This window comes from Lonsdalea britannica (genome assembly GCF_002111595.1).
GTDB classification, from domain to species: Bacteria; Pseudomonadota; Gammaproteobacteria; order Enterobacterales; family Enterobacteriaceae; genus Lonsdalea; species Lonsdalea britannica.
In genome coordinates this window covers 87,969-99,562 of record NZ_LUTN01000015.1, presented here as the reverse complement: position 1 = coordinate 99,562, position 11,594 = coordinate 87,969, and the positions used below count along the sequence as shown (strand labels likewise).

Here is an 11,594-nt window from a genome sequence, read left to right as displayed (position 1 = left end):
ACCCATAGTCATAATCGATTGCGGATTTCAGCGTCTTTTTGATATTTAGAAGTGTACTGCTGCTGGAATTGTCTTCCAGTATTTGCTCTTTCAATGCACAGTCCAGAAAGGGGTTACTAAAGGGAGTACCCGTGTTTTCTTGCATGTGGTTGATCATCTCGATGATGATATGCTTATATTTCCCAGCAAAAGAAAACATCACAGCATAGTTCCTGAATTCATCAAACATCATCGCGGCCGCTTTTTCCTGGGGCACCTTTTCATTTTGTATAGGTATAGTAGGCAGATCTATCACACAGGGATCGATATCTAGAGATGGCGGGAGCACTGGGCTGATCTGTTTTTTTACAAGATCTACGGGATCCACAACGGAAGATACATTATTGACATCGATATTATATTGACTTTTCAGCGTCTCAATATCGAGATCGCCGCACTTCATGTCATCCGCTTCGTAATCATCCATTTTATGTCTGGTGGTAAAGATGAGCGCCGGTATGGCCATTCTTTGCGGCTCCTGTCGCTCTTCGTTGGCCTTAGGCTGCACAAATTGCGTGAGCGTATCTTCTAAGGGTTGCGGCATGTAACAATAGGCAGGCCTTTTAAGCTGTTTATTGATCAGATAATTCAGTCTGTCCTTAAGAAAAATAGGCAGTCTCTCATTGAGCCTGTTTCCACCGGAAAGAACGCCCATGATTTCTACGCCATAAAACGTATTTCTAATCAGCAATAGCGTTCCGTTGCGTATCTCCTCCAGCACGCTTCGATAGGCCATCCAGCGGTAGTGATGGAAGAGTTGATGTTTATCCGCGGATAACCTGAGTCCCATCGGGAGCCTGGCGTCGTCAATGTTGGCCTCAGGTTGCGCGATGTGTTGCAGAGACTGGTAAGCGTGTTCAGGGTGAAGGATATAGGGAATATCTTCAAAGTAGACAGCGTCTAAGGGGTTGGCTGTGTAAGCATGCAAATTATTCAATTATGCAATTCCTTTTGTTTGAATGTTTATACTGCGTAATCCTCCGATTGACGCAGTGTTTTGATAAAACGAATTTTAACCCTGCTACTAATACCATAACATCTTCGATATCAAGGCGATAAATAACCCGTTAAATTGAGTGTTAATAACTGTTTGCCTGGAATAGCGTTGTTCGCATGGCATGGTGCTCAGAAATAGACTCACGCGGTTATGTCACACAACAACCACGGTATTCCGGTCATTGACGATGCCCCCACGCTGCAGGCGCCGATGACCAAAATCAGTACGTCGGCCAGCAGAGTGGGCAAAGGCTATTTTCTCTTTCTACATGGCTTGCAGATGTGTCGATATGCTTGGGATTCTCAGTGTGTCATTTCTTTATTCGCCCTTCAGGCCACACTTTGCCGATGCGTTGATTGTTCGTTGAAGCAGGGCGCGATGCTGATCGTATATGCTGTCTTTCTGCGTCATTTCTTCGCGTTTGTGCTGAAAAAAGGCGGGGTTTTATAAATGTATGTTGAATAATACCCTAGGTTAAAGATGAATAAACCTTCACGATAATGCGGGGTTCTTCAGGTTTCCCGGCATCAATCTTTTTGTTTTATTTCTGATCAAATAATGGCTCATCTTCTCCTTGTCATCAAAGGGTGATATGGGAGTGATTTTCCATGCCTTTCAGCATGATTTCAGCGTAACGTTCAGTATTTAAGACTGAATCATCAAAATCCATTTAATTAAATTATTCTTTTTAATCAATGGTTTTTTGTGTTTTGGTTGATCTTGGTTGGTTTTTTGATAAAAAGTCAGCTCCAACTCATGTTTACAGTCCAATTGAGCTTAACTGCGCGCTTTTTCTGCCGATAGTAATGATGTCGGCAATATCGTCATTTTGCTCATTTATAGGACTCATCATGTCAATCAAACGCTTCTCTCTCATTATTCTTGGTACACTTTTACTTATATTTTTCGCGAGTACGATATCGAATGTCTGGATGCTGATACGCAGCAACGATTCGCTGGATAGTGTGAATAAAGAAATACGCGTCGTGCTGTCGGTCATTGACCCCATCAACCACAGCCGCACCCTGCGCGTTCGTATCATGGAATATATGGAGGATATGGAAAAAGGGGGCGGTCAGAATTCTCAGTCGATGCTGGAAGGCGTGAATGCCGTTATGGCGAAAGCGGATGCGGCGTTTCAGTCTTATCTCAACGCACCTAAACAACCGTCGGAAGGTCCACTGGCCGACGCGTATCGCACGACTTATCTCGCCTATCGTCAGGATGGATTGCAGCCTTTGCTGGATGCGGCGGCCAAAAATGACGAACCTAAGTTTTATGCGCAGCTGGCCGTTGTTAGACAGCTGGATCGTCAGTACGAAATCGCGCTGGATAAACTCCTGGAATTCCGTGAGCAATATGCCAAAACGCTGAATCAGGATGCGCAGAGTAACTTCACCTTCTCAATGACGCTGATTGTGATCTTCGCCGTGGTGTTTATCGCCATCATCGCCGGGATGATGATCCTGCTGAAACGCTTTGTGCTGGATCAGCTGGGTATCGCCAAGGATCACTGCAGCCAGATTGCCAATGGTCATCTGGAAACCACGGTCAATGCGCATTTGAAAGGTGAGATTGGCGACCTGATGCGCTCGATGGAGCAGATGCGTCTCTCTCTGGTGCAGATTATCGGGCAGGTGCGCGACTCGAGCTATACCGTCGCTCACGCGTCTCAGGAAATTGCCGCGGGTAACATCGACCTCTCTTCCCGTACTGAGCAGCAGGCGTCCGCGTTGGCGCAAACGGCGGCGAGCATGGAAGAACTGGGCGCGACCGTTAAGCAGAATACGGCGAACGTCTATCAGGCGACGAGCCTGACTCAGGACGCGGTCAAAGCCGCGCAGGAAGGGGAGAAGGTGGCGAAAGAGGTGGGGGAAACCATGCTGGGCATCACCTCCAGTTCGAAGAAAATCGAAGATATCACCAGCGTCATCAACGGCATTGCATTCCAGACCAACATACTGGCATTGAACGCAGCGGTAGAAGCGGCCAGAGCCGGAGAGCAGGGCCGAGGATTTGCCGTCGTGGCTGGTGAGGTCCGTAATCTGGCGCAGCGCAGCGCTCAGGCAGCGAAAGAGATTGAAGGGCTGATCAGCGAATCGGTGAACGGCGTGCGCATGGGGTCGGATCAGGTCACCAAGACCGGAGAGGCGATGACCGCCATTATCACCTCCATTACGCGTATCAACGATTTGATGGGTGAAATCGCCACGGCGTCCGACGAACAGAGCCGCGGCATCGGTCAGATAGAACAAGCCGTGACGGAAATGGACGGCGTGACGCAGCAAAATGCGGCATTGGTTCAGGAGTCCGCTGCTGCGGCCGCGTCGCTGGAAGAACAGGTGCATCACCTGACGAATGCCGTCTCTTCCTTCAAACTTCCCACGAATGAAAACACGCTGTTACGGCCGACGCTAACGAAGAAAACGTCGTCTTCTTCCAGCGTCAAAGCGCTGCCTGCAACTACCGGCGGTAAAAAGACGGGCGAAGATAACTGGGAGAAATTCTAAAAAAAACAGGCGCGCCAATCACCCATCGTCGCAACGTTTCTCACGCTGTGGCGGTGACCCGGGGAACTGGCCGAACCGTATAATGGATGTACGGTCGGCGAGTGGATTTCCCCCGTTTGCCGACAAGTGATTGGTGATAGGGCATCGCGGACTCGCAAACCGCGATGCCCGCCAGCCTGACGTTCCTCGTCCGCTCCCTTCCTCTGATCTTCTCGTCGTTTTCATGGTGTCGCGATGCTTTGTTGCGTGCCCAAGGGAAGCGCTGCGTCTGCCTGATGGCAATAAACTCTCTCCTTTTTACGTGATAACCGCTGCGCTGCTCTTGATAACCACGCAGATGATCCGCCAAGACAACACCGATCGCGCTCAGCGTTGTGGAAATAAGATGGCGACTCATTGACCGCTTTAGGTGTGGGTATCACCGGTTTGTTTTTCTTTTGTCGTGCAAAGAAAATCGAAAACAAGGGTTTATTTACCCTCAATCCGGCGGAAGAGAAAAAGCATAATAGCGGCTGAAATGAGACTTATTTTTTAAAGAATAAAAAGGGGATTTCTATAGAGGACTCATCGCGGGAAAAGCGTTATTTCTGTTATTTGGGGATTTAGAGAAGAGGCTATTTCGGGACATGTTTTGGTTAAAAATTAGTGCCTGTTTTTTATATTAAAATCCTGACTAATTTCATCAGGTATTGTTTGTTTATTGTTCTTTCATTGTCTTTGTAATTAGTTTTTTAATTAAAAACATTTAGTTAGCTGTCGGCGGTCTTGTTGTGCGGTATGACGTACTTTGAAATCCATCTTTAATGGAATAATTTATTGATTTTAGTGGGGTTGATAGGGCTTCATTGCCTGATTTTCCCTATCTTGCCGATTTTTGATTTGCGACAACATGGCCTCGATAAAAATGATTACTTTAGTTTCATAATGGCGGTGTTATTATATCGCGACACCAGGTTGCCGTATGGGTAATCAAACTGGCACGGCAAAACTTAATGATTCAGGAGCTTCAGATAATGAAAACGCCTCGCACTATAACTTCTCCTAAAAAATTCTTTATCGGCAACGGTATTCTTAATCAGCTCCATGATTTCGTAAAAGATTTCGGGGATAACGCATTAATCGTCTGTGATGAATTCATTCTGCAGAAAGTTAAAGATGATGCTGTCCCGCCCCTGTTGGAAAAAGGGATGAAATGTACCGCTGAGAAATTTAATTACGAATGTACTGATGTTGAAATCAATCGCCTGGGCGACATCGTCAACAGCCAGAAAGCGAATGTTATTGTCGGCGTCGGCGGCGGTAAAACGCTGGACGTATCTAAAGCCGTGGCTTTCTATCAGAAACTGCCTGTCATCCTGTTCCCGACCATTGCGTCTACCGATGCGCCTTGCACCGCGCTATCCGTTATCTACAAAGAAAACGGCGAATTCGACCGCTACCTGTTCCTGCCTCAGAACCCGGATGCGGTGATTGCGGATACCGCTATCATTGCTTCCGCGCCGGTTCGTTTCTTTGCGGCAGGCGTGGGTGATGCACTGGCGACCTATTTTGAAGCGCGCGCCTGCTATCAGGCGGACGGCATCAACCTGGTTCTGAAAAAACCGTCAAGAACGGGGCTGGAGCTGGCAAAACTGTGTTATCAGCTGCTGAGTGAAAACGTTGAATCCGCCATGGATGCCATCAAAAACAAGGTCGCAACGCCCGCGCTGGAACAGGCGATCGAAGCGACAATTTATCTGAGCGGCGTCGGCGCAGAATCCGGTGGTCTGGCGGCGGCCCATGCGGTGAACAACGGGATGTCCGTCGTTCCCGATTTGCACAGAGCCCAGCACGGTGAAAAAGTGGTATTTGGCCTGCTGACGCAGCTGGTGCTGGAAAACGCGCCGGTCGCTGAGTTTGATGAAGTGATTCGTATCATCAAACGGCTGGCCTGCCGTTGACGCTGGAAGATATGGGACTCAAAACGTTTGTCGAAGCCGAATGGCGTAAAGTGGCGGAAATCGCCTGCCACAAAGACGACACCATGGGCAACATGCCGATGGAAGTCACGGCAGAGGATGTTTACAACGCGATGGTTGCGGCTAACAGCCTGGCTGAGCGTTACAAAGCGAAAGCCTAACGTTACCCCGCGATGTTTCATGCCGACCCGCCTGTCGGGTTGGCATGTCCCTGCTTTCCTTTTCATGCGGCGTTCTGCCGTAGCCGCTCAACGTCTTTTCTTACCGACAGTACGTATTCACGTATGATTTCTCATCGTTAATAAACTACTTCGTCATCTTGCTATGGTTGATCATGATTGAGTATGAATTAATCCCCGACAGGGCTGAAGTCAGGCGAAGTTCTCATTCTCTATTATACTGTCTTCGGTCATAAAACTGAGGCGCAGCAGACGCTGTGAATAGAGCAGAGATGGAATATTATTGCTTCGTATTAATCAAGTTCATTATTGGTTTTACTATTGTCATCACGCACCTGAATGTTTCAGGTAAAACACAGTTATCGCAAATGACGCCGGTGGACTTCATCGGTAACTTCGTGCTCGGGGGAATTATCGGCGGGGTCATTTATAGCGACAGCATCCCACTCTATCAATACATCATTGTATTATTTATCGGCGTAGGACTTATTTCATTGCTGAATTTCATCAGCAAGCATTTTCATCTGTTTCGTTCTATCGCTATTGGCGATCCTTTGCCGATCGTCAAAAAAGGCCGTTTTCTGATGGAAAACATCCTGCGACAGAAGAACAAAATCGATATCCTCAATGTTGCCTCACAGCTCCATTCGCAGGGGATTCGTTCATTTCAACAAATCACCTACGCTCAGATCGAGCCCAGCGGCCAGCTGACGGTCGTCTGCGAAGACAACGAAATGCCGTCGGTGATTGTCATGAAAGACGGCGAAATCAGACGGCGAGAGTTGGAACAAATTGAAAAAGATGAGGATTGGCTGGCAAAACAGCTCAGCAAGCATGAACTCCAAGAAGACGACATCTTTATCGCCGAGTTTTGGGACGGAAATCTGATGTTTATCCTGCGGGATGGTTCGGTAATCAAATAGCGTTTGCGCGCAATCCGGCGGATAGAGCCAGTTTCTTTTAGCGGCGCAATGAGGCATTGATGCCGCTAACGCTCTGTCTTAATTCTTATTTCCCCCCTTTTCCGGGGCCATCAACCTGTGTTGGCGGCCCCGGTTTTCGTGTTGTCCGAAAGACCTTTACGTAAAGATGGCTACTCAGTGGGGCCTTAAAACGTTAAAATATGCTCAGCTGAATATACTGCTATTGATTTCATTGGTTTTTTACATACATTTTTTATTTTTAGGAATTTTATCATGCAACAGCTACCCAATTGCCCAAAATGCCAATCTGAATACACCTGGCAGGACAACGACATGCTGAACTGTCCTGAGTGTGGGCATGTTTGGTCAATGGCGGGCGAGGCCGCGGAGCAGGAAGAAGGACTGGTCGTTCGCGATGCTAATGGCAACCTGCTGGCCGATGGCGACACGGTCACCGTGATCAAGGATCTGAAAGTGAAGGGCAGCTCTACGCCGCTGAAAATCGGCACGCGCGTGAAAGGGATCCGCCTGGTGGAAGGCGACCATAATATCGACTGCAAAATCGACGGTTTTGGCGCCATGAAGCTGAAATCCGAGTTCGTGAAGAAAAACTAATTGCCGCGCCTTCGCTTCCTGAAATAACGTTATCGATTTCAGGAAGCGTCTCTTCTTATTTATTCCACGTATCATCTTCCCGTCATTTTATTATGACTTCAGCCTTCCATTTTTTATTCAATGAACGTGATGTTTCATTTCGTTCCTATTCGCTTCTCGAAAATGGAAAAGGCATGGCGCTGCGCTTTTATTTCGCTATTCCATCATAAATCGTTTATTTCGCGACGCCATGCCAGCGATGACGAGGCGTTATTCATGGATGCCCATAAGCCAACGGTCGTCGACCTTCAGGCTTCACCGTCTTCCTGCTCGATGACGCTATCAGCGTCACTTCATTAACGCTGCTCACGAGGACGTCACACCCAGCGGGAGATGCTCCACGCGATTTTTCCCCTGATGCTTGGCGTGGTACAGCGCGGTATCCGCCGAGCCATACAAGGTATCGAAATGCGTCAGCGGCGGCGCCCAGCTGATGCCGAAGCTGGCGGTGACGACATCAGTTGGGAGAGGCTCCAGCGGCCGCTGATTCAGGCTCAGATGAATCTGCCGGGCGATATCCAGCGTTTGCGCCAGCGAGTAATCCTCCAACAGTATCGTGAACTCTTCACCGCCCACACGGCCGATGCTGCCTTGCCCGCGCAGCACATGGCGTATCCGGGCGATCAACGCACAGATGACCGCGTCGCCCGCCGGATGGCCGTAGGTGTCGTTGACGCGTTTGAAGTGGTCGATATCCAGCACAATCAGCCCGGCTGGCGCTTGTTCCAGCGTGTGTTCGATTAAATCGATGATGGCGCTGCGGTTGAAGACATCGGTCAACGGATCGTGGGTGGCTCTGTATTCCAGCTCAACTGCCAGCGAATGAAGCTGGTTGTTGAGCTGAGTCAGCTCCCGTTCGGCGCGATCGCTGCGGCTGATGAGTCGGTGAGTCTCCCTGACCAGTCGCTGGTAGTGCTCGGTCAGTATCTGGAGACTCTCCCGATAGACCTCCGGCGGTAGCGCTTGCTGATCCGCTATCGTCCGCGCTGAGAGCAGAATGTCGTACTCCGGCGTAAACAGTTCATAGTGGCTCATGACGTTACTCCAGGTGATGACGCTGAAAGTCCAACGTCGGAAAGTCCATGTTGAGATCCTGTCCAAACATTTTCGCAATGTCGTCATCCGGATGGTGATACCCGTGAAGCGCCACAGGGATGTGTCGTGCCGCTGCCTGAGCAATCGCTCGGCTCCCAGACCAGACACCAGTCGGCGAGGGTGGCGGACATCGCTTGCCGGGAGGTGCTCAGTGCGCAGGGGACATCAAGACAAAAAAAGTGGCGAGTCGAAATGGCGAACGAGCCCATAGCGTATTATCTTTATGCGGGTAGTCGTTTGTAAAAAATAACAATGGTGCGTGACGGAATCATGACATTCGTTTTCAACGGGGATATCGCGCAAGGGTGAAATAGTGGCAAGTGCCATGAATTCCCTATTTTTATTCTTTTTTAGTCTTAACCAAAAAATACATTAGCCGATATATTTTAGGGAACAGACTTTTTTGACTTTGACCTCAGCCGTCCCCGATCGATGAACGCCTTTCATTACAGGGCAATCGCTGAGCCTGTTTTCTCTAGTGTTTGATATTCGCCACCAGGAGCCTATTTGCATTTCCAATAATCGCTGTCGGGATGACGGCATTTGAACGCTATTTCAATGTATTGGTGTTTGTTATTACGATAACTCGTAATTTTTACGGTATGACGGCATTAATTGAAATATAACAAGGAGACGTATCGTGGCTATATCTGGTATTGAGACACACAGTCAAAATATAAAGCCCTATTATCCCCTCGTGACATCAATTAGCGTGGCGAATAAGAGCGGCTCATCCACCGCGGATAGCACAAGCGGCTTTCCGTTGAACAATAGCCAGTCGGGGGCGAGCTTTAGCGACGTTGCCACGCAGGCGTTCACCACGGGCACCGTGAGCGCATCGGATTCAACTCAATCGACCGACGAGCGGCTGGAGGAGTTGGAGACTCAATTGCAGTCTCGCGAAGCCCAGCAGGCGAAGGACGACAGAGAAGAGGTGCAGTCCGAGTCGCTGGAACGTTCTCTGCAAATGATGAATGGGATCCCCATGTACGGCGGCACGTTGGTGTCGATGATCAGTTACCCCGACGGCAGTTGGGAGGCGCACGACGCCTTTTCCGGCGAGCCGGTCACCACCGAGGAACTCGTCAAAATGGGGCAAGACAGCAGCAGTGCGGACAGCGATATGTTCAGCTTTTACAGCAAAGGAATATATAAAGGCCTCTCCGCCGCCGAAATTTACGAAAAGATACAGCAAATGATGGGGGCTGGCTCGGAAGAGATGGCCTGGGGGATGATAGGTTCTTCTGAGGTTTCCTCGACAAACTCATAACAATGCTTGCGTTGTTTTCCGAGTTTGCTGCGGGTGTCGCACGTTTTTGGATAAAGCCCATTCCGGTTAATCAGGCGTTGTTTCTGACGTATGGACTTTCGCACCGGATTCGCTTTACTGCGTATCAAACAGCGACCGGAATATCTGCATTTATCGTTTTGATGATGTGCCCTGTTTCGTATGTCGTTAGCCACCGACAAATCTTCATGTTACGCACCTTGTTGTTATCGGCGGACCGCACTTTTCGGTCCGCCTATTTTTACGTTATGGCCCGGGTGAACCCCCTTATCGCCAGCCTTCCGCATCACACTTTCTGCGCCATTCATCTTTTAAAAACAAAAACGAACAAAAACGGCGCCTGCCCCCCGGAAGTCCGACGACTTCAACGCGCTTATTCGGGTATCCTTGCGCTGAATAAGTTGCCTGACCGCCTTATTCGCCCCCGGTGTATTCGACGTTTTTCCCATTTTCACTCTTCGATACCGAATCTTCCTGTGATGGACTCGGTGAAAAACCGGATCTAAATGTTTCAAAAAAAATAATTACTTAAAGTGACTCTTGCCAGTAACTTCAATAAGTTAAGCCATGTTTTTTCATCACCGACCGAGGGTCGAGCGGCAGTGTTTGCCGGAAAAAGGCGATGTCTGCCGACAATGTGACCCTGGTGATGGCGTTAAGTGAAAAACAGAGCGCAGAGAAGCGCAAATCACGACAGTTAATCAAAAGGATCCGTTTTCATGAGTCGTAACACTCACAAGCAGCCCCCGCCTTTCCATGCCGAACACATCGGCAGTTTCGTTCGCTCGTCACGGCTACGGCAAGCGCGCCAGGATTGGGAGCTGGGGCGGCTTTCTCGCGACGCACTGACCTACATCGAAAACACAGAAATACAGCATGCGATAGATCAGCAGAAAGCCTGCGGGTTGCGTGTTCTGACTGACGGTGAACTGAGGCGCGCTTGCTGGCAGACCGATTTCTTCGAACATCTTTCGGGAATCCAACGACTCCCCGAACCGTCCGGCGGGCGAAAGAAGGGCGAGATCGGCATTGAGATCGTGGGAGAGATTGAATTTGAAGCCTCTCACCCGTTCCTGGCGCATTTTCGCTTTCTGCATCAGGCCATTGGTGGCGAATCCGAACTGCTGGCCAAGCAGACGCTACCGAGCCCGACCATGCTGCTGCATCCCTCTCTGCGTGATAACGGCTGTTATCCGTCGATTGAGGCCTACGCTAGCGCGTTGTCCCACGCCTATCGACAGGCGATACGGGCATTTTATGAGGCGGGCTGCCGCTATTTGCAGCTGGACGACATGATGTGGCTTATCTCTCCGACCACGCCGTCATTGCGCATGAGCAGGGGATGGGGAACGACCCGCAGTATCTGCTGGATCTGTGCATTCGTACGCTGAATCAGGCGTTAGTGGACAAACCGGAAGACATGTCTATTAGTCTGCATCTGTGCCGGGGCGAGTTTTCCGGTCAGTGGCGCTATGGCGATGGCCTCAATGCCATTGCTTATGCGATGGCGCACGCGCAGGTGGATTGCCTGATGGTGGAATATGACGACCACCGCCCGGCGGAACTGGAGTTGCTTCGTCACGTTACCCATCAGAGGGTCGTGCTTGGGATTGTAAACAGTCGGCAGGCCGAGTTGGAAGACCCGTCGCTGGTCATGATGGCTATCAACACGGCATCCCTGTATATGCCGCTGCGCAGGCTGGCGCTGAGTCCGACCTGCGGTTTCGCTTCACAAAATGGGGATGACGTGTTGAGCGAAACGGAGCAGTGGGCCAAGCTCAGGCACGTCGTCGACATCGCAAAAGCCGCCTGGCTGATCCCGGATTAAGTCCCAGGATCCGTGAGCCGGTTGGTGAAAAAGGCGGTGCTAATCGCAGCCGCCTTTAATAACTGATTGATATCGTTTTGCCGCTAACTACACTGGCTGCATCCAACTTCTCATCATGCGGGA

11 protein-coding genes are annotated in these 11,594 nt (G+C 49.8%); 9 read left to right on the top strand and 2 right to left on the bottom strand.

The features are described from left to right. Window positions 1–976 (bottom strand): DUF3289 family protein (locus AU509_RS13195; RefSeq protein ID WP_139824056.1); only part of this gene is annotated, 976 nt, incomplete at its 3' end. A gap of 911 nt (window positions 977–1,887) precedes the next feature. On the opposite strand from AU509_RS13195, the gene AU509_RS13185 reads away from it, so the two are divergent. From AU509_RS13185 to AU509_RS13170, 5 genes are all read left to right on the top strand, one after another. Continuing rightward, window positions 1,888–3,546 carry a methyl-accepting chemotaxis protein gene (locus tag AU509_RS13185; RefSeq protein ID WP_085652750.1) on the top strand — a complete coding sequence of 553 codons (1,659 nt, stop codon included), beginning with the start codon at window positions 1,888–1,890 and terminating at the stop codon, window positions 3,544–3,546. 1,013 nt (window positions 3,547–4,559) lie between these two features. Further along, entirely contained in the window at window positions 4,560–5,486 is a 927-nt protein-coding gene (locus AU509_RS13180; protein ID WP_254901583.1) for a glycerol dehydrogenase, read from the top strand. 11 nt (window positions 5,487–5,497) lie between these two features. Continuing rightward, window positions 5,498–5,665: a hypothetical protein gene (locus tag AU509_RS18745; RefSeq protein WP_254901582.1), complete on the top strand. Its 168-nt coding sequence runs from the start codon at window positions 5,498–5,500 to the stop codon at window positions 5,663–5,665. A gap of 290 nt (window positions 5,666–5,955) precedes the next feature. Further along, the gene (locus tag AU509_RS13175) at window positions 5,956–6,606 is read left to right on the top strand and encodes a DUF421 domain-containing protein (protein ID WP_094118549.1); all 651 of its coding nucleotides are present in this window, start codon (window positions 5,956–5,958) and stop codon (window positions 6,604–6,606) included. A 273-nt stretch (window positions 6,607–6,879) separates the two neighbouring features. Continuing rightward, window positions 6,880–7,221, top strand: coding sequence for a zinc ribbon domain-containing protein YjdM (locus AU509_RS13170; protein WP_026738787.1), 342 nt, complete (start codon window positions 6,880–6,882; stop codon window positions 7,219–7,221). Window positions 7,222–7,566: 345 nt separating this feature from the next. Here the strand turns inward: AU509_RS13170 and AU509_RS13160 are convergent, their stop codons facing one another. Next, window positions 7,567–8,295 (bottom strand): GGDEF domain-containing protein, encoded by a 729-nt coding sequence (locus tag AU509_RS13160; protein ID WP_094118547.1) that lies wholly within the window; start codon window positions 8,293–8,295, stop codon window positions 7,567–7,569. A gap of 772 nt (window positions 8,296–9,067) precedes the next feature. Between AU509_RS13160 and AU509_RS13155 the strand changes: the two genes are divergently transcribed. The 4 genes from AU509_RS13155 to AU509_RS18735 all read left to right on the top strand — a co-directional run bounded on the left by AU509_RS13155 (window position 9,068) and on the right by AU509_RS18735 (window position 11,471). Further along, complete coding sequence (locus AU509_RS13155; RefSeq protein ID WP_139824055.1) at window positions 9,068–9,625, top strand: hypothetical protein; 558 nt, start codon at window positions 9,068–9,070, stop codon at window positions 9,623–9,625. 2 nt (window positions 9,626–9,627) lie between these two features. Then, on the top strand, window positions 9,628–10,149 hold the full coding sequence (locus tag AU509_RS18000; protein ID WP_139824054.1) for a hypothetical protein: 522 nt from the start codon (window positions 9,628–9,630) through the stop codon (window positions 10,147–10,149). Window positions 10,150–10,362: 213 nt separating this feature from the next. Next, window positions 10,363–11,034 (top strand): uroporphyrinogen decarboxylase/cobalamine-independent methonine synthase family protein, encoded by a 672-nt coding sequence (locus AU509_RS18740; protein WP_254901581.1) that lies wholly within the window; start codon window positions 10,363–10,365, stop codon window positions 11,032–11,034. After that, window positions 10,986–11,471: a uroporphyrinogen decarboxylase/cobalamine-independent methonine synthase family protein gene (locus AU509_RS18735; RefSeq protein ID WP_254901580.1), complete on the top strand. Its 486-nt coding sequence runs from the start codon at window positions 10,986–10,988 to the stop codon at window positions 11,469–11,471. The genes AU509_RS18740 and AU509_RS18735 overlap by 49 nt, the downstream gene beginning before the upstream one ends. The last annotated feature ends 123 nt before the right edge of the window (window positions 11,472–11,594 follow it).

Excerpts from the sequence above, each read along its gene's own strand:
- AU509_RS18000 (WP_139824054.1), top strand. The coding sequence starts at position 9,628 with ATGCTTGCGTTGTTTTCCGAGTTTGCTGCGGGTGTCGCACGTTTTTGG.
- AU509_RS18745 (WP_254901582.1), top strand. The coding sequence starts at position 5,498 with ATGGGACTCAAAACGTTTGTCGAAGCCGAATGGCGTAAAGTGGCGGAA.
- AU509_RS18735 (WP_254901580.1), top strand. The coding sequence starts at position 10,986 with ATGGGGAACGACCCGCAGTATCTGCTGGATCTGTGCATTCGTACGCTG.
- AU509_RS13175 (WP_094118549.1), top strand. The coding sequence starts at position 5,956 with ATGGAATATTATTGCTTCGTATTAATCAAGTTCATTATTGGTTTTACT.
- AU509_RS13160 (WP_094118547.1), bottom strand. The coding sequence starts at position 8,295 with ATGAGCCACTATGAACTGTTTACGCCGGAGTACGACATTCTGCTCTCA.
- AU509_RS13180 (WP_254901583.1), top strand. The coding sequence starts at position 4,560 with ATGAAAACGCCTCGCACTATAACTTCTCCTAAAAAATTCTTTATCGGC.
- AU509_RS13170 (WP_026738787.1), top strand. The coding sequence starts at position 6,880 with ATGCAACAGCTACCCAATTGCCCAAAATGCCAATCTGAATACACCTGG.
- AU509_RS13185 (WP_085652750.1), top strand. The coding sequence starts at position 1,888 with ATGTCAATCAAACGCTTCTCTCTCATTATTCTTGGTACACTTTTACTT.
- AU509_RS18740 (WP_254901581.1), top strand. The coding sequence starts at position 10,363 with ATGAGTCGTAACACTCACAAGCAGCCCCCGCCTTTCCATGCCGAACAC.